18 protein-coding genes and 1 pseudogene are annotated in these 16,038 nt (G+C 55.0%); 15 read left to right on the plus strand and 4 right to left on the minus strand.

Features of this window, described 5'->3' with window-relative positions; translation table 11 throughout:
• Nucleotides 1-163 precede the first annotated feature (163 nt).
• The 4 genes and pseudogenes from ACR0CA_RS17220 to ACR0CA_RS17235 all read left to right on the plus strand — a co-directional run.
• Nucleotides 164-622: a hypothetical protein gene (locus ACR0CA_RS17220; protein WP_170624892.1), complete on the plus strand. Its 459-nt coding sequence runs from the start codon at nucleotides 164-166 to the stop codon at nucleotides 620-622.
• Between the two features lie 367 nt (nucleotides 623-989).
• Nucleotides 990-2,279: a helix-turn-helix domain-containing protein gene (locus tag ACR0CA_RS17225; RefSeq protein WP_152460690.1), complete on the plus strand. Its 1,290-nt coding sequence runs from the start codon at nucleotides 990-992 to the stop codon at nucleotides 2,277-2,279.
• A gap of 187 nt (nucleotides 2,280-2,466) precedes the next feature.
• Nucleotides 2,467-3,420: a helix-turn-helix transcriptional regulator gene (locus tag ACR0CA_RS17230; protein WP_152460691.1), complete on the plus strand. Its 954-nt coding sequence runs from the start codon at nucleotides 2,467-2,469 to the stop codon at nucleotides 3,418-3,420.
• 205 nt (nucleotides 3,421-3,625) lie between these two features.
• Nucleotides 3,626-3,794 (plus strand): annotated as a pseudogene (locus ACR0CA_RS17235) (helix-turn-helix domain-containing protein); the annotation flags it as partial.
• A 352-nt stretch (nucleotides 3,795-4,146) separates the two neighbouring features.
• On the opposite strand, the gene ACR0CA_RS17240 reads toward ACR0CA_RS17235, so the two are convergent.
• A complete protein-coding gene (locus tag ACR0CA_RS17240) occupies nucleotides 4,147-4,662 on the minus strand; it encodes a L,D-transpeptidase family protein (RefSeq protein WP_253746770.1) in 516 nt (171 codons plus the stop codon).
• Nucleotides 4,663-5,116: 454 nt separating this feature from the next.
• A complete protein-coding gene (gene mntR / locus ACR0CA_RS17245) occupies nucleotides 5,117-5,569 on the minus strand; it encodes a manganese-binding transcriptional regulator MntR (RefSeq protein ID WP_152460736.1) in 453 nt (150 codons plus the stop codon).
• A gap of 116 nt (nucleotides 5,570-5,685) precedes the next feature.
• On the opposite strand from mntR, the gene ACR0CA_RS17250 reads away from it, so the two are divergent.
• Genes ACR0CA_RS17250 through phnE form a run of 4 tightly spaced genes read left to right on the plus strand, consistent with a single transcriptional unit; the run spans nucleotide 5,686 to nucleotide 9,909 of the window.
• Nucleotides 5,686-7,539 carry a cytochrome c peroxidase gene (locus ACR0CA_RS17250; RefSeq protein ID WP_152460737.1) on the plus strand — a complete coding sequence of 618 codons (1,854 nt, stop codon included), beginning with the start codon at nucleotides 5,686-5,688 and terminating at the stop codon, nucleotides 7,537-7,539.
• Nucleotides 7,539-8,399, plus strand: coding sequence for a phosphate/phosphite/phosphonate ABC transporter substrate-binding protein (locus ACR0CA_RS17255; protein WP_152460738.1), 861 nt, complete (start codon nucleotides 7,539-7,541; stop codon nucleotides 8,397-8,399). Before ACR0CA_RS17250 ends, ACR0CA_RS17255 begins: the two co-directional genes overlap by 1 nt.
• Nucleotides 8,396-9,166, plus strand: coding sequence for a phosphonate ABC transporter ATP-binding protein (locus ACR0CA_RS17260; protein WP_152460739.1), 771 nt, complete (start codon nucleotides 8,396-8,398; stop codon nucleotides 9,164-9,166). The genes ACR0CA_RS17255 and ACR0CA_RS17260 overlap by 4 nt, the downstream gene beginning before the upstream one ends.
• Nucleotides 9,166-9,909: a phosphonate ABC transporter, permease protein PhnE gene (gene phnE, locus ACR0CA_RS17265; protein ID WP_152460740.1), complete on the plus strand. Its 744-nt coding sequence runs from the start codon at nucleotides 9,166-9,168 to the stop codon at nucleotides 9,907-9,909. The genes ACR0CA_RS17260 and phnE overlap by 1 nt, the downstream gene beginning before the upstream one ends.
• Before the next feature lie 198 nt (nucleotides 9,910-10,107).
• On the opposite strand, the gene ACR0CA_RS17270 is transcribed toward phnE, so the two are convergent.
• Together ACR0CA_RS17270 and ACR0CA_RS17275 are read right to left on the minus strand one after the other, a co-directional pair.
• The gene (locus ACR0CA_RS17270) at nucleotides 10,108-10,869 is read right to left on the minus strand and encodes a transglutaminase-like domain-containing protein (protein WP_152460741.1); all 762 of its coding nucleotides are present in this window, start codon (nucleotides 10,867-10,869) and stop codon (nucleotides 10,108-10,110) included.
• 97 nt (nucleotides 10,870-10,966) lie between these two features.
• Nucleotides 10,967-11,395, minus strand: coding sequence for a MerR family transcriptional regulator (locus tag ACR0CA_RS17275; RefSeq protein ID WP_152460742.1), 429 nt, complete (start codon nucleotides 11,393-11,395; stop codon nucleotides 10,967-10,969).
• Between the two features lie 213 nt (nucleotides 11,396-11,608).
• Between ACR0CA_RS17275 and ACR0CA_RS17280 the strand changes: the two genes are divergently transcribed.
• The 7 genes from ACR0CA_RS17280 (at nucleotide 11,609) to ACR0CA_RS17310 (ending at nucleotide 16,007) form a co-directional block, all read left to right on the plus strand.
• Nucleotides 11,609-12,172 (plus strand): SCO family protein, encoded by a 564-nt coding sequence (locus tag ACR0CA_RS17280; RefSeq protein ID WP_152460846.1) that lies wholly within the window; start codon nucleotides 11,609-11,611, stop codon nucleotides 12,170-12,172.
• Nucleotides 12,173-12,177: 5 nt separating this feature from the next.
• Nucleotides 12,178-12,600, plus strand: coding sequence for a disulfide bond formation protein B (locus ACR0CA_RS17285; RefSeq protein ID WP_152460743.1), 423 nt, complete (start codon nucleotides 12,178-12,180; stop codon nucleotides 12,598-12,600).
• Complete coding sequence (locus ACR0CA_RS17290) at nucleotides 12,597-13,256, plus strand: DsbA family protein (protein WP_050605686.1); 660 nt, start codon at nucleotides 12,597-12,599, stop codon at nucleotides 13,254-13,256. The genes ACR0CA_RS17285 and ACR0CA_RS17290 overlap by 4 nt, the downstream gene beginning before the upstream one ends.
• 18 nt (nucleotides 13,257-13,274) lie before the next feature.
• On the plus strand, nucleotides 13,275-13,754 hold the full coding sequence (locus ACR0CA_RS17295; RefSeq protein ID WP_152460744.1) for a copper chaperone PCu(A)C: 480 nt from the start codon (nucleotides 13,275-13,277) through the stop codon (nucleotides 13,752-13,754).
• Complete coding sequence (locus ACR0CA_RS17300; RefSeq protein WP_050605688.1) at nucleotides 13,754-14,380, plus strand: SCO family protein; 627 nt, start codon at nucleotides 13,754-13,756, stop codon at nucleotides 14,378-14,380. The genes ACR0CA_RS17295 and ACR0CA_RS17300 overlap by 1 nt, the downstream gene beginning before the upstream one ends.
• Entirely contained in the window at nucleotides 14,377-15,744 is a 1,368-nt protein-coding gene (locus ACR0CA_RS17305; protein WP_152460745.1) for a M23 family metallopeptidase, read from the plus strand. The genes ACR0CA_RS17300 and ACR0CA_RS17305 overlap by 4 nt, the downstream gene beginning before the upstream one ends.
• 98 nt (nucleotides 15,745-15,842) lie before the next feature.
• Entirely contained in the window at nucleotides 15,843-16,007 is a 165-nt protein-coding gene (locus ACR0CA_RS17310; RefSeq protein ID WP_170602105.1) for a hypothetical protein, read from the plus strand.
• The last annotated feature ends 31 nt before the right edge of the window (nucleotides 16,008-16,038 follow it).

Here is a 16,038-nt window from a genome sequence, read left to right on the forward strand (position 1 = left end):
TGCCATATTCCTTTGCCTCGCCGGGGGTTGGCCAAGTTCGGCTGATTGCGTCGCAGCCAAGGCGGAGTTCATTCGGCGCATCACACCCTACCCGGTCGAACCGCCGCTTCAACTCTGGCGCTGTCCGATGAATACGTCACACAGCCCCTCGGACTTGGGTCCTATGGAACGGTTGGAAGCCATCAAGCGCACCAGTGCTAGCCCAGTTCCAGAGCTTCCATCGGATGACACCGCTAAGCCAATACTGGTAGACGCAGCGATCTCGATAGGAAGGATCGATGCACATCACGGCCAATACGGTGACGGTTTCCAAGCCACCCCGATCAGCGTCGATCTTTCTTCTTCCGATTTCGACGTTGTGAGATCCATCAGGGTTTGGGATGTGCGCCACTACAGCTATCGCCGTCGTTCAAGGGAGGGAGATTGCGAGCGTTCGCTTGATCTTGTGGTTGGCACCTACGACGATAATACGAATTTTCGCTGGTCCGAGCGCGCTCCTGCCCCAATCCCTTACTGGCTGCCACTGGGCAATCGCTGTGAACCTCCCAGCTACTTCCGCGGCGTTGGCGTCGAGTGGACCGACACATTCGGGTTCAGCGACTACGAACTCATCCGATATTGAGGTGCTGACCTGCGGTACAACGCGTTGCTCCTGGCTATGCCACCAAAAATCGCCAGCTGCATTTTTAAACCAGGCCGATTGGCCCGGAGGAAAAACTTAATCCCAGAAACAAAAACCCCCGCAAGGCGGGGCCTCAGCGGGGATCTTCTTAAGTCACGTTTGATCACCTGATTTATAGGAAACTCCAAAATTACTGACAAGGACAAACGCATCTGTGCGAACGGTTTTTCTGTGTTTATTTGCTGAGGTTCAACCTGCCTTGCTTCCCCAAAGAGAAGCAGACTATGAGACCCCTTAACCATACCGAACACCCTGCCCCGCTAAGCTGCGATGCCAATACTGACCTTTGCCAAGGGAAGCCAATACGATGAGCTTTCGGCAGATCGCATCCGTCCATCACCACGAAAATATACGCTTCCACAACGGCCTTCCCGAGGGTTGGAATCGAGACAGGTTTCGGCAGCTCTGCGTGGGATATGCGCAGATCAGAGGCGCATCAGCCCATTGTATTCGCACCTTAGAGATCATCATCGATATGATTACGCCATGTGCTTTTCGAGACCCGTCTCAGGAACCCTTTTGCTACGCGCGCCAGGAAACCCTCATTGCCGGTCGAGGCGTGACAGATCGGACAATCCACAATCACGAACGAGAACTGGAAATGATTGGCCTGCTCGAACGCAGGCTTGGTGCAAATGGGGCGCGTTGTAAGCGCAAGGGGCTCGGCCTCTTTCTGACCCCTGCCCTAAACCTCATTTCAGAGATGCGCGACGCAGACGAGCAAAGCAAAGCCGAGAAGAAAGAACATGACGAGCTGCGCGGGGATCGATCACGGCTTTACCGACATGTGAAACACAGCTTGGCAGTGTTTGCCTCGCTCCCCTGCAGTCCTGAAGGCCTGGAAGACATGATGGGGGAACTTCGATCCTGGCCGCGTGCCGACAAGCTGAAATACATGTCGCTGGATGGGCTCAGATCACATGTTCAGGCAGCTCACGATCTTTGGAAGCGGATCGAAATATATGTTAAAAAACCCGGTGAATTTTCGGGTGAACCCGAAGCCTGTTTCGGGTGCCATATACAAGACCAAATTGAAGAAGAAATTCTGTCTTGTAACGCCGATGGCGAAGTTACAATGCCCTCGGCTGAAGCCTCGGAACCAGATTGTTCTGGCTCCGGGCCTTACGGCCCTCCGCATTGCTTAGAAAGCAATCATCCGACAGATACGGCATCAAGCAAGGCCCAAAAACTACCGCAGGTGAATAACCGCATCCTATATGAACTGGCCTCACCCGAGCTGCGTATGCATATCGATATCGCCGGTGGCGGAGATCAGAATTCCAGCCCGTCGCTCTACGCGATTGAGACCGGCGTTTCGGCGCGATTGTCGGAGATCGGCGCCAATGCCTCCGCATGGCATACGGCGATTGACCGTTTGACCGTGATGGGTGCAATCCTGGCCGGGTTGATCATAGACGCGAGGCTGAGTGATCCGCGCCTGCCGCCCGTGGTTAATCCGGGCGGATACCTTCGCGGTATGGTGCGCGCAGATGAGCGCGGGGAGTTGAACCTGATTTCCAGTTTCATGGGTTTGTTGGCACGAAGAGCCCGGGAGGAGGAAGACGGGTTTCCGCAAGACCCCAAGAAGCGGATTTAACCGTGTCGGGTTGCGCGCTGCCAGCTTCTCCAATTCATGTGTCTCATCGGCAGGTTTTTGCTCTGTTTCCGCCTCCAGAACAGAAGCGTATTCAAATCTGTGATTGGCTACGGGAAATCCCGAGTGGTTTGTTCAGCTTTAGGTTGCTAATCGGCCTCGACGGCAACGCGGAACAGGAAGACGGTCTATGAAAATCGCGGACATTGGCAATTCTGAACTGGATTTCAGACAGACCGGGGAGGCGCGCCTTCAGGAAATTTGTTCCAGGTTTGAGCTGGAGAATGCGTCCTACGCCCATATCGACAAGCATCACAACGTTGTCCACGGTTGCACCACGTTCCCGGCCGAATGGGTCAGGCATTACGTCGACAACGACCTGGTTCTGATTGATCCCCTTATTCGATTTGGCGCCGCAATGATTGCCCCGATTGATTGGGCTGTGTTTGATGATCAGCGTGAACACGCACCGCTATTCGATGCAGCGAGAAAATTTGGTGTGGGTCAGCACGGACTATCCATTCCGGTTATCAATCCGTTTGGGGAGCGTGGCGTCTTTACGGTTACCTCCAACCTGCGCCGTTCCGACTGGGACGCCTTGGTCGGGAGTATGCTCCCTGCCCTTCGCCACGAAGCGCAGGTCCTGCATCTACTCGCGCTCGATGTGATTGATACGGTTTTCAACTTTCCTACGGATGCGTTGTCCGATCAGGAGATGGATGTTCTGAAGATGCTCGCATCAGGATTGATCCCATCCGTAGTTGCTGGCCAGACGGGGCTCTCCTCCAGAATGGTGCATGCTTTGACGTCTTCGATCGTCACAAAACTCAAGTGCCGGACAACGGAACAAGCAGTGGCGAGAGCTGTCAGCACAGGTATTCTTAAATGGACCGATTTCTTTGCCGACCCGGTCGCCGAACTTGCGGATGTTGAAGGACAGACCCTTTGCGGCGGGATCGTGCGTTGGTCTGGAAGATCACACGAGTTGATCACCTTTGAAGATGGTCGAACGGTGCGGAACTTGGATAGCTTTCAGGCGGTTCAGGTCCAGGAAATTGCCAAAGACTTCAATCTGGATGCTGAAAGGATCCTCGAAGAACTTGGGCCCAACCGGGATCAATGCGTGTGGATCAGGCATCTCTGAGTTCGGCCCACGTGCACCGCTTGATTTGCAAAATTGTGAGCAGGGGCAAGTTTCACATAATTTCGCTTCTGCGTTTTTGGTTTGAAGCAGGGGGTGTGTGCTATTTCCAAGTGCGACTTCTGTTAGAAACCAATGGGTTATCTAATGAGGAGAAAATGGCACAGGCGCAGTGTATTCGCAACTCGGCATTTAGAAACGGCGTAGGATTGAGCGCTGGAGGCATGCGAAGGTCCCTGTTCGAGAGATGGCACATGTGTTGAAACGCTCGAAGGCAACTATCCATCGCGAGATCAAATAAACGTCTTCTCAGAACCCTGTCATCTGAACGCGATGGTTACTACGGCGCGTCTGCGCACCGGAAAGCTGCAGATCGGTGATGGGACACCTCATGTCCTACTTCTCACCTGTTGGAGCATGAGACTTGCGGTCTGGCGACGGCAGAATTACGCGAGTTGATGTCGGAAAAGGATACAAATAACGTCCTTTATTGGACTCGTCGGCGGTGTTCATTCGTCCTGTCATCAATTTGCTTGCCCATAAGCATGTCATCCCACCGATGCTCGGCGCTGGTGGGATTGGGTTCTCAATCCAGACCTATATCCGTTTATCCGTTCGTCGAAACAGCGAGTGTGGCGTTGGCCGTGAAAGCTCTAGTAATAGCTTCTGCCCCCATCAACGTAGCGCTAAGGCAAATCCGCAATCGTTGTCTATTCGGAACCTGTCCCTCTATGAGTAGATTTCGATTGGCGTCCCGTCTTTGACCATAGCGTAGATCTCTTCAATCTCCTGATCTGTGACAGCGACGCACCCTGCAGTCCAGTCACGCTTGTTCGTGGGATCAATTCCAGGGCGAGGGCCGCCATGGATAAAAATATCACCGCCCGGAGAACGACCCCGAGCTCGGGCAAACGCAGAATCCGCCTCGTTCGGATAAGAGATTCCGATTGAAAGATGGAAAAGGCTCTCGGGATTGCGACGGTCAATTACATAGGAGCCTTCAGGTGTTCGCCCGTCTCCTTCGAATTGCTTGTGACCTTCGGGGGCAAATCCGAGTCCAATTGGAAAAGCCCGCAAGACACGCTCACTACCATCGAGGATAAGTAGGCGCTGCGCTTTGTATAGCCGAAGCCGAGTCACAACCGGCCCATTGTAAGTACGGAACTTGCTTGCACAGCCGGACAAAAAGGCGGCTATGAAGCCAGAGAGAAACAGACGTCTTTTCATTGGAACTGCTCGGCTCATTTTGATTTTTTCAAAAAAATATCACTAAAGGCCAGTTGAACAAAGGTATATTGGATCTCGCTAGGACAGGAACCGAAAACAAAGTGATCAGTTGTGGCCACCTCGTCAGAAGTGCAATGAGTAACTCTATGATTTCGACATATGTTATTCTTAAGCAATCTTTCAGTTTTCGCCTATTCAGTACGGAGATCGCTGCTGTAGTCAGGTTTTTTGCCGCTGGAAATCTTGACGCCGATTACTAAGTGAGCCAGATCATCTACCGAATTGGATTCTTGTTCTAAGGACTCGTTCACTACGTCTGCACCTGTATCGATTTTCAGGTACCCACGTAGTTTCGCGCCGGGCCACCCACCCTCAGATAGCGTCACTGTCTAGCTGCAACTTAGGACAATCTCTGTCTATGTGAAATTAGATCTACCAAATTTCGCAACCATATTTGAGGCTCTTTTTGTTTCTACTTTGCTTCATCGGCCCGCCCAACGAACCGTTCAAACACTGCAAGAGTTTCTTCGCTTACATGATGCTCAATACCTTCAGCGTCATGCTCTGCCACTTCTGGTGAAACGCCCAAGGCGATCAGGAACTCCACGACAATCCGGTGACGCCTTCTACAAGCTTCCGCCAATTGACGCCCGGCATCGGTCAGCTGAAGTGAGCGGTAGGGTATTTGCTCAATGAAACCCTCTCGTTTCAAACGAGCCAAATTCTTGGAAACCGTAGGTTGGGTCACGCCCAATCGCTCGGCTATTTCGACCGGGCGCGCCGTGCCATTCTGATGGATCAGCTCCGCGATAAGTTCAACGTAGTCTTCAACCATTTCGCTTTGGTGGGCCTGTCGCACAGCCTCAAACCCACTCGCCTGGGTATCAATGCTACGATCTGAATTTACCGGTTTTGTTTCGGTCATCGGCTCACGATTACGTCGCTGGTCTAGTCTCCAGTGTATGCACCTGAAAGCCGAGCTTGACAATGAGCATGCCTTCATCATTAAATTAGACAAGGCTAACTTTGATAGACAGTGCTATGAAACACCTGATAGCGTCCACACTACTTTGCGCATTGCCCGTGATCGCGGATGCCACGGCGATTGAAGAATCTCCTTGGGCTCCGCGCGCTGCCGCGTATCGACTGACCTTGTTCATGGGAAATCTAACCCCGGTTCCCTGGGATGAAATTGAGAGGAGTTGGACTTCGCCCGCACCTGGCAGTGACATTCAGGTCGCTCCCTTGTCACGCGTCTCCGGCAACGAAGCGATTGCGATCAACCAAGCTATGAAAGCCGAAGATCGGCAGGCGCTGTTTGAAGCAAGCACAACTGCCATTGCTGAGGGAATTCTGCGCCATTTGGATGTCGCAAAGACCGCGCTGGGTCAGCCTGAAGCGGCACGCGAGGTCGCGCAAGCGGCTGCTCTGTTCCGCGCATTCGAGGATGGTATCAAGGCTGCAGACACGTCGGCGTCTCGCGATCTGGGCCGGGCATGGTTGGTTCTGAACTCCACCCTTGGCAGCGCAGGAGTACTGGGCAATGGCGCACAAACAGTGGATGTCGACCAATTTGCAGAAGCTCAGGCCACTATTGTTGCCTATATTCGTGCCAACTATCTGCCATCCGAGTATGCCCAACGCGACAAGTTAACACCGCTGCCTGAAACAGTAGTTCTTTCAGGCGAACAAATCACAATGCCCGCCACGCTGCCGCCAGGGTCGAACATCGGAGATCAGGCGCAGCTGCCGCGGCTGGTTCTTCAGTTTGAAGAGGCGGGTGAGGATGAGGCCAATCTACCGCTGGTGGCCTATGGAGATATGCTGTTCGACAGCCCTGAAATCTTCGGCGGCCCGGCGCGCGAGTTGGGCATCGCCTGCTCGACCTGCCACAACCGCTCCGACGTGAACCGGGATTTCTTCATTCCGGGCCTTTCATCCCATCCAGGTGGGATGGATGTGGACGGTTCGTTCTTCAATCCAATGTTCAATGACCGGACCGATGATCACTTGGACACGCCTTCCATGCGTGGCATCCGCTTTACCGCACCTTATGGCCGCGACGGGCGCGAACCAAGCCTGCGCCGGTTCATCCGAAATGTGATTGTGACCGAGTTCGCGGGAAAGGAACCAACGCCGTTCCAGCTGGATGCGCTGGAAGCCTATGTCAAACAGTTCGACTTCCTTCCCAACCCAAAGATCGACCGGTACGGCAAGCTGACCGATCTGGCTTCGGACGACGCCAAGCGCGGAGAGGTGCTGTTCAACACCAAATTTGCCGGACTTGGTGACAAATCCTGCGCTTCGTGTCACACGCCTGACCGTCAGTTCCGCGATGGTCTGACCTACGACATGGGCAGCGCTGAACCACCATTCCCCGGGGGCACGGCTACGGCGTTCGAAACCCCGACACTGCTCAACGTCAATTTCACTGCACCTTACATGCATGACGGATCGCTGCCGACGCTGGCCAGCGTTGTTGACTGGTTCAATGACACCAAGAATTTGGGGTTGGACGAAGCACAGCGCGCAGACCTGACTGCCTATGTCGAAGCCGTTGGCGACGGTGAAGACCCCTATCAAGTATTCGAAGGCCGTGACAGCGTATTCCGCTTGTCCTGGGAAGAACTGACAACATTCGCCAGCACGCTCGATACCCTGCTGCCTATGCAGGATGCTGAAAACATAGCGGTTCTGATCGACACGGTAGCTCCTGATCTGGCGACGGATGCCAGTGTCATGGTCAATCAGAACGCCAAGCCCGAAATCTACGAATTCGCTGCCATCCTGCGAGCGGTTGGCGATGCCAGCGCCGAAGGAAACTGGACCGAAGCCACCCGCCAATGGGAGCTGTTCAAGGCCATGCAGGCCGAAATTGACGAGAGGATGTTCTGATGCTGTCGCGCCGCAATTTTCTGGTCGCTGCAGCCGCATCTGTAGCCCTGCCCGTAATGGCCGCAACTGATCAGGGGCTGAAGCTGGCCTTCATCCCGCAGGAGAACCCCGAAAAGCTGTTGGGTGATATCAACATCATCACAGGCTGGCTTTCCGAGCAGATGGGTGTTCCGGTCACGGGGTTTGTGACGTTTGACCACGCAGCCGCCGTCGAGGCGCTGCGCAACGGTGATGCCGATATCTCGTTCATGGGAGCGTTGCCCTTTGTGTTGGCCGAGGACCAGATCGGTGCCGTACCGCTCTTGTCCGAGGTTTATCGCGGGCAACCCAGCTATTCGGGCCGCGTCTTCGTGCGACGTGACAGCGGTATCGAAACGCTGGCCGATCTCCGGGGACGTGACATTGCCTTTTCCGATCCGGTCTCGGAATCCGGTTACATCTATCCGCTTGATCTGTTTGTGCGCGCCGGGCTGTTCTCGGGCACAGGCGATGCTGACAGTTTTTTCGGGCAGAAGTTCTTTGCCGGTGGTTATCAGCAAGCGATGCAGGCCATGGCCAACGGACTGGTCGATGCGGCAGGCGCAAGCCAGTATGCCGATCTCTATCTGACACCGGATCAGCAGGCCGAGGTCAAGGTGCTGGCGGAATCAGAACAAATTCCCAGCCACGCAATCATCGCCCGCCCTGACCTGGACGCTGGGCTGCAGGCGAAGTTCATTGAAACCATGCTGCGCCTCAACGAGAGTGAGAACCGTCACCTGCTCACCTACCTCTATGGCCCGGACGGCTATCTCCCTGCTGATCCATCGGTTTACGAAGGCGTACGCGAGACTGCGCGGCGGTATGGGTTTCTGAAATGAACCCTGTGATTTCACTCAACGCGGTATCGCAGCACTTTGCCAGTGCGGCAGCTCTTGCAGATGTTTCACTGTCGGTGCAGCCGGGTGAAAGTGTCGCGCTACTCGGTCCTTCGGGTGCGGGCAAATCAACGTTGCTGGCGTTGTTGGATGGTCGTTCGAGCGGTTGGCAGGGCGAGGCCCAGGTGCTGGGCAAGTCACTTTTGGCAACAGGAATTCCATCCCGCGAGGACCGTGCCAATATCGGCTTTGTCTTCCAGGAATTCGCATTGGTTGATCGGCAGAGTGTCTATCAGAATGTGATGAACGGTCGGATGGGCCGGATGAATATCTGGTCCTCACTCTGGGGGCGGTTCCGGGAAGAGGACCATATGTGCGTGACACGGGCGCTTCAGGATACGGGGCTGTCCGATCTGGCAAGCCGCCGTGCCGATCAGTTGTCGGGTGGACAACGGCAGCGCGTTGCGATTGCCAGATGTCTGGCACAAGAACCCGAGTTGATCCTTGCGGATGAGCCCGTCAGCAATTTGGACCCTGCTCACGCAGAACGCATTCTGAGCCTGATCACCAGCTCTGCACGTAGCCGCGAAATCGGCGTCATTTTCAGCTCGCATCAGCCCGACCTGTCACGCCGCTTTGCTGAGCGCATCATAGGCCTGCGAGATGGCGTGGTATTGTTCGACAAACCGTCGGCTCAGTTGACCAGCGGGGACATCGATGAACTGTATCACGGTGCCGGTGTCACATCGGGGCTGCGTGTAGTCAGTTGATGGGTCGATCCGTCATTTGGGTCATGCTGGTGCTGGCGATCCTGTGGTCGCTGACCAGCGGAGATATGGGATTGGGCAAGCTGCCAGGCGCGGGACCCCGTCTGGCAGAGTTTTTGGGGCGTATGATCCCACCTGACCTGTCCGTTTGGCGCGAGGTTCTGACCGGGCTGGCGGAGACTCTGAGGATCGCCATTCTGGGAACATTGTTCGCCGTGATCCTGTCGGTGGGACTGGCCGTTTTGGCCTCTGAAACTATGGTACCACCAGCGATCTGGCGTCCCGTCCGTGCCTTGCTTGCGGTTATCCGGTCGATCCCGCTGATCCTGGTCGCTATGCTAATGGTGGGCGCTGTTGGGTTGGGTCCGCTTCCCGGTATACTGGCAATCACATTTCACGCGACCGGCATGTTGGCAAAGTTCTATGCAGAAGCCATCGACAATGTTGCCACCGCTCCTGTGGCGGCGCTTGAAAGCGCAGGGGCCAACAGAATTCAACAGTTGCGTTGGGCAATCTGGCCGCAGATGGCGCCTGTGATCATGCGCGATACCGTATTTCGGTTTGAGCTAAATCTGCGCGAAAGCCTGATACTGGGCATTGTCGGTGCAGGTGGCATTGGGTTGTATGTGCAAACCTATGTACGGTCGTTTCAGTATGAAAAGGCTGCGACCGTGACGTTGGCAATCATTGTTCTGGTTTTATTGTCAGAGGCGCTGAATATGGCCTTGCAAAAACGGTTCAACTAAGCCGGAATTTCCCAATTCTCTAAAGAAAAGGCTCGTGTCTTTCCTTTTCTTCCATCGCGGTTGAAGGTTGGATGCTTCGCTTGAAACCGGGCCGGTGTAGCCTGCTACACACGCCCTCGCGCTGGTTTGTTAAGGCCTCAAGCTTGCTAGATTGAAAATCGCCTGCGTTGAGGAAAATTCTTGGTGCCAATCTAGCGTTCAAACGGATTCACCGGAGTTGCCATGGGAATGTGTTGCCGAAACATTTGCCACCAGCCTGCCAGTGCGTAGTGCTCTTACACGTGCGTTCATCCAATGCCTCACGACGACTCGGTACATCAGTTCACGAAAAAAGCCAAAGTTCTGCCTGTGACGGACATAAAAGGAGTCAGGTGAGTCAAAGTCCCCAAAATCCTGCACGATGCCGTTTCTTTGAATGTATGTGTCACGGCCTTCCCATTCGACCTGGGGATCGCTCAGGCAATCCGTCCCCACACCATACCCACACAGGCTTTCTGTTTTGGGAAATGTCTGCTGCAACACGCGTAAGAAAAGCTCATCCAGAATAAAGCCTTCCAGCTTTAGCCACGTACCCTCTGCTTCGACTTCAACCCATGAATGCACAATCTCCGTCGGCGCCATCGGATAGAAAAGCTCGGGAACCACACCCCTCTGCAACTCTTTGTGGATCGTAAAGCCATGCAAACGGCATCGGATACCGCTGCCGCGAAACAGTGCCATCAGAAGAGTGCCCTTGGTATTGCATTGCCCATAGCCATTGGCGAGTACCTCTGATGCCGGGATATCGTCTGCACGGTTGTAACCAAAGGCAATCTCGTTACGCACGAAATCATAAATAGCGCCAATTCGATCCAAGACAGGCAGATCGGGCCAGCGCCGTTCCGTTATGAGTCCCAAAATTGCGGGTGTTTCAAAATCAAGCAGAGGTGTGGCGGTTAGCAACGGGTCTCGGTTCAGCATTTGGTCTCTCGTCGAATCAACTCAGAAAGACTTGTAATTGCTACAGTGACTATAGCTTCAAGGGGCTAATTCCAGTTCGCAACGACGCTGCCCAGGGTTACGCGCCGATTTCTTCGTGATCAGTAAGACATTCGGAATGATCGCGCAGAACTTCGAGTACACGACAATCCGAGGTGTTGCCGCCACTGCATTCATGCACCATGCGCTCCAGCTCGGTCCGCAACGCTTCCAGCCGCGCCATTCTTTGCTCAATCTGTTTGAGTTGCCGGCGCGCGATACTGTCGGCTTCATGACAGGGGCGATCCGGATCGTCGGACAAATCAAGCAGTTCGCGTATCGCCTCAAGCGAAAACCCCAGTTGGCGGGCGTGACGGATAAAAGCCAGGCGATCCAATTCGGTATGGCCATAACGCCGCTGGCCACCTTCGGTGCGCCCCGGTTCCGGCATAAGTCCGATCTGCTCGTAGTAGCGGATCGTCTGAACCTTGGTTCCGGTCTTTTTTCCAAGCGTTCCGATCGTCAGCATCTGGGTCTCCTTGCAAAGTTACAGCTTATGTAGGTTCAGGTCAGCACCGCACAATAGCACCTTCCAGCCGGTGGACCTGTGACACCCAGCCGCAGGCTCGAAATCACCTTTGAACCTCTAGCAGGTAGAGGGTGTACACGCCGTTCTGAACCAAGAATCGCAGGCGGACGGCTAACTTTGAAACTGACTGTATTTCAGAAAATCTTATGGGTGCTGGCTGGTGTCGCAACGGCGGCATTTGCCTATCTGATGTTGTGGTCAGATAACAGATCCGTGCGGACCGAAGAAGGTTCTGTCCCGTTCGAGGCCAGGTTCGAACTGACAGATCACTCTGGTGTTGTCCGTACTCAGAACGACTTTGCGGGCAAGTGGATGTTGGTGTTTTTTGGGTTCACCAACTGCCCGGACGTTTGCCCTACAACACTGTCCGAGGTGGCAGCAGTGCAGGAAGGCCTGGGAACCCAATCAAACCAAGTGCAACCCATCTTCATTTCAATTGACCCCGAACGCGACACTCCGGCCGTCTTGGCCGAGTATGTACCACTTTTCGATGCGGGGATCATTGGACTTACAGGCACGTCAGAACAGATAGCGCAAACGTCCAAGACTTTTCCGATATTCTACGAACGGATCGAACAAGCCGCTGCACCGGACGGATACACGATGGGGCATACCTCTCATCTGTTTCTGTTCAATGAGGACGCTGGATTCGTTCAGTCCTGGTCATATGGCACGCCTCCCGAAGAAATTCTTGCGGATCTGAAACAGAGACTCTGAGCACCATGTCCTGGTTTTCCAAAGATACACTTCTCGGCCTGGCCTGGGCGATTGCCCTGGTTGCTTCTCTTTCTGTTCTGTTCATTGGAGAGATCCTGGGGCAGACGCCCTGTGTGCTGTGCTGGTTCCAGCGCGCGTTCATGTTCCCATTGGCGATCGTACTGGGGCTTGGCCTGTGGTGGCAGGACCAGAACGTGGGCCGTTACGGGATAGCACTGGCATTGGGGGGCGCTGCTGTCGCCTTGTGGCACATGGGCCTGTATGCCGGTCTGATCCCCGAAAAAATCCAACCATGCTCAGCTAGCGGTCCGTCCTGCACGGACGCAAATCAAACTGTTTTGGGCGTCCCGATTCCGCTGATGGCGCTCGTTTCATTCGCGCTAATCGGCGTTCTGTGCGCCCTTTCACTCAAGGAGAAACAAGTATGAACAGACGAGGCCTGATTTTGTCCGTTCTCGCATTTGGTGGCGCTGGTTTTGGAGCCGCCTCCTGGTACGTGAACCGCCCGGCTGCTTCAGGCAACACCGAGCCTGTCGCACCCGAAATCGCTGAAACACTTATCCGTTCTTACTCGCCTGTTCTCGGCCCTAAAGACGCACCGGTTACAATTGTCGAATTTTTCGATCCGGCTTGTGAAGCCTGCCGTGCCTTTCATCCGGTCGTGAAGGACATCATGGCACAGCATGGAGACGCCGTGCGCGTTGTGATCCGGTACACCCCTTTCCATGGCGAAGGCTCAGAGGAGGCGATCCGCGTGCTTGAAGCGGCACGCATGCAGGGGGTCTTTGAACCGGTCCTGGAAGCCGTGCTGCGAGAGCAGCCCAAATGGGCCGCGCATGGTGCGCCTGAGCCTGGTCTTATTATTCGAATTGCAGCAGCGGCGGGACTGGATGCCGATGCAGCGCAGGCACAAATGCTCGCGCCCCAGACAGTCGGTGTTCTTAATCAGGATCGCGCTGATGTCGAAGCAGTCGGTATACGGCAAACTCCGACATTCTTCGTCAATGGCAAATCTCTGGATCCGTTTGGTGAGGCTGAATTGAGACGTCTGGTCGCTGCAGAAGTTGCAGCACTGCAAAGCTGAGCAGTAGCGAGAGGTACTATGAGACTCACTACAAAAAATACACTTCTGGCAGGTGTGCTTGCCGCATTCGGCACCACTGCCATTCTATCGGCACCGGTACTGGCAGGGGGCGACGATGTTGTCGTTGAAGATGCCTGGTCGCGGGCCTCTATCGGCACCAACCGGCCGGGTGCCGCGTACATGACGATCCGCAACACCAGTGATGAGGTCGTCACACTGACCTCTATCCGCACCGATCTTGCGATGATGCCCGAGATCCACCAGACATCGACCAATGCAGAGGGCGTTAGTTCCATGGCACCAGCTGGCGAGCTGGAAATTGCGCCCGGTGGTTCCGTCGCGCTTGAGCCCGGCGGGCTGCATGCAATGCTTATGCGGCTGCAACGCCCGATGACTGAAGGCGAGAGTTTTGCGCTGACCCTGATCTTTGCCGATGGAGCAGAAAAGACCGTCAACATACCGATATTCGGTATTGCTGCACGAGGCCCAGAGAACTGATGCAGCGGCGACGTGTTCTCACATTTGGGGCTGCTGGAATTGGCGCAATCGGCCTGACACTCTTTGTCGGATGGTGGCAAGTGGATGGGCCGGGAGCGGCTCAATCAGATCGCCTTCGTCCCCTTGCGTTGTCGGGCATGAACTTTCGCATGGTTGATCACGAAGGGACCCCCGTCACCCCGCAATCGCTGGTCGGACGTGCAACAATGGTGTTCTTCGGCTTTACCTACTGCCCGGATGTTTGCCCGACGACTCTTTCGGATATTTCCCTCTGGCTGGATGATCTGGGCAATGACGCGGACGAATTGAACGTCGTGTTCATAACCGTAGACCCTGAAAGGGACACGGTCGATGCCATGACCGATTATGTCAGCTACTTTCATCCAGCTATTCGCGGTTGGGTCGGCGTTTCGGACCAAATCGCGCAAGCCGCAGACGACTTTCGCGCCACTTATGAAAAAGTTCCTATGGAAGATGGCGACTACACAATGAACCACACCGCAAGTGTTTTTCTGTTTAACCCCACAGGCGAATTTGTCAGCACCATCGACTATCATGAGCAGAGAGAGTTTGCTGTACCCAAGATCCGCCGCGCTTTGAAAAGTGGAGCGGATACAACATCATGAGCGCACGGTTTCTAGCAACCTCGGCGATCGCGATCAGCAGCGTCTCGATTGCTGCGATCATGTTCATTGCCTCGAACAGGTCTGAAATGACGGTGCCTGCGCCCACGGTCTTTCAGGTGCCCAAACTTCCTGCGGAACCGCAGATCACATCGGCTCCGTTGCTGAACGTACCATCAACAGAACTCGCTCCAAGCCCCGTTTCGTTTCGACCTGTTCAGCCGGAACCCATTCAGGCAGAGGAACCTTTGCCTCCTGTTGAACCACCTTCACGAACATGGACGCGCGAGCTTGCGGTGGGTGACACACTCGACAGTATGCTGTCTGACGCGGGGATTGACGCAACCGATCGCGCTGAAATCGCACTTGCACTTGGCGCTGAATACGACTTGCGGCGCTTGCGGCCGGGTCACTCGATAACAGTCGTTGCAACGGCAGCGGATCAACTGCGGAGTGTGGAGCTCGCCGTGGAAGATGGCGTGAGAATTGAAGTGACACTTAGCGAGACATTGTCCACGCGCGTGGTCTCGCCAGAACCCGACACTGTCATTCTGGCCCGCAAAACAGAGATCGAAACTTCGATCTCAAATGCTCTGAGCAGCGCAAAGATCCCGGTTCGTTTTGCGGTGGATCTCGCTCAGATGCTGAGCGGCACAGTGGATTTTCGACGCGATCTGACCGGTGGCGAAACGCTTCGGCTTCTCTGGCGCGAAAAGAGCATCGATGGCGAGAGGGTGGGCCAGTCCGAGCTCATTTTTGCGGCGCTGGAAGTTGATGATCGGCTTTACGAAATAGCATGGCCAGACGACGACAACGGTCGCGCCACGATCTATGTTGATGGTGAACTTCTTCGCGTCTTTGCCCAACCCGTCGAAGGCGCGCGCCTGAGTTCAGTCTTTGGTCGGCGGAAACATCCGGTCTACGGCAATGTGCGGATGCACACCGGTGTCGATTTTGCTGCCGCACGTGGTACTCCGGTACATGCGACGGCCCCGGGTCGCGTGTCTTATGTAGGTTGGCGCGGGGGGTATGGGCGTGTGGTGGAAATCGCTCATGGATCGGACACGGTCACGCGATATACGCATCTTAGCGCAACCGCCGATGGTCTGGCCAAAGGTCAGCGCGTGGAGGCTGGCGAGATGGTTGGCCGTGTCGGGTCGAGCGGCACCGCGACCGGCCCCAATCTTCATTATGAAGTATTGGTTGACGGGCGCCCAACGGACCCGCTTTCTGACAACCGACTTGCTGCCGCTGCGAACAACGAGGTTGAAAGCGAAGCAGCGCGAAAACGCTTAAGAAATGCTCGAGCACAGCTTGAGAAACAGCTGGGCAATCCCGTCGCCAAAAAAAGCGAATCTAGTTCGTGAGAGTTTCCTAAACGGCTTCAAGTGCGCGGCTATCAGTTTGCGGGTATGCGCGCCTGAAGCGGACTGCACTGCAGAAGAACCAAATCAGAGGATGTAAGATGATTGCAATCGCGGGGGCCTTGGTTGGCGCGGTTTGGGGTGGGGTCCTGGCAAAGCGCCGGAATGGCAACAGCCTTGATATTCTTCAATACGCTACAGGATATGGCATCGCTTTTGGCCTGGTGGCGTTATTTCTTTCAATCGCAGTTGTGCGCCTGATGTAACGCGCCAGTAAGCAAGGCGAAAGCCGGACAC

Source organism: Ruegeria sp. F12, from assembly GCF_056533885.1.

What these genes read in the sequence shown, in the direction of transcription:
- ACR0CA_RS17220 (WP_170624892.1), top strand. Translation starts at nt 164, where the DNA reads ATGGAACGGTTGGAAGCCATCAAGCGCACCAGTGCTAGCCCAGTTCCA.
- ACR0CA_RS17225 (WP_152460690.1), top strand. Translation starts at nt 990, where the DNA reads ATGAGCTTTCGGCAGATCGCATCCGTCCATCACCACGAAAATATACGC.
- ACR0CA_RS17230 (WP_152460691.1), top strand. Translation starts at nt 2,467, where the DNA reads ATGAAAATCGCGGACATTGGCAATTCTGAACTGGATTTCAGACAGACC.
- ACR0CA_RS17240 (WP_253746770.1), bottom strand. Translation starts at nt 4,662, where the DNA reads ATGAGCCGAGCAGTTCCAATGAAAAGACGTCTGTTTCTCTCTGGCTTC.
- mntR (WP_152460736.1), bottom strand. Translation starts at nt 5,569, where the DNA reads ATGACCGAAACAAAACCGGTAAATTCAGATCGTAGCATTGATACCCAG.
- ACR0CA_RS17250 (WP_152460737.1), top strand. Translation starts at nt 5,686, where the DNA reads ATGAAACACCTGATAGCGTCCACACTACTTTGCGCATTGCCCGTGATC.
- ACR0CA_RS17255 (WP_152460738.1), top strand. Translation starts at nt 7,539, where the DNA reads ATGCTGTCGCGCCGCAATTTTCTGGTCGCTGCAGCCGCATCTGTAGCC.
- ACR0CA_RS17260 (WP_152460739.1), top strand. Translation starts at nt 8,396, where the DNA reads ATGAACCCTGTGATTTCACTCAACGCGGTATCGCAGCACTTTGCCAGT.
- phnE (WP_152460740.1), top strand. Translation starts at nt 9,166, where the DNA reads ATGGGTCGATCCGTCATTTGGGTCATGCTGGTGCTGGCGATCCTGTGG.
- ACR0CA_RS17270 (WP_152460741.1), bottom strand. Translation starts at nt 10,869, where the DNA reads ATGCTGAACCGAGACCCGTTGCTAACCGCCACACCTCTGCTTGATTTT.
- ACR0CA_RS17275 (WP_152460742.1), bottom strand. Translation starts at nt 11,395, where the DNA reads ATGCTGACGATCGGAACGCTTGGAAAAAAGACCGGAACCAAGGTTCAG.
- ACR0CA_RS17285 (WP_152460743.1), top strand. Translation starts at nt 12,178, where the DNA reads ATGTCCTGGTTTTCCAAAGATACACTTCTCGGCCTGGCCTGGGCGATT.
- ACR0CA_RS17290 (WP_050605686.1), top strand. Translation starts at nt 12,597, where the DNA reads ATGAACAGACGAGGCCTGATTTTGTCCGTTCTCGCATTTGGTGGCGCT.
- ACR0CA_RS17295 (WP_152460744.1), top strand. Translation starts at nt 13,275, where the DNA reads ATGAGACTCACTACAAAAAATACACTTCTGGCAGGTGTGCTTGCCGCA.
- ACR0CA_RS17300 (WP_050605688.1), top strand. Translation starts at nt 13,754, where the DNA reads ATGCAGCGGCGACGTGTTCTCACATTTGGGGCTGCTGGAATTGGCGCA.
- ACR0CA_RS17305 (WP_152460745.1), top strand. Translation starts at nt 14,377, where the DNA reads ATGAGCGCACGGTTTCTAGCAACCTCGGCGATCGCGATCAGCAGCGTC.
- ACR0CA_RS17310 (WP_170602105.1), top strand. Translation starts at nt 15,843, where the DNA reads ATGATTGCAATCGCGGGGGCCTTGGTTGGCGCGGTTTGGGGTGGGGTC.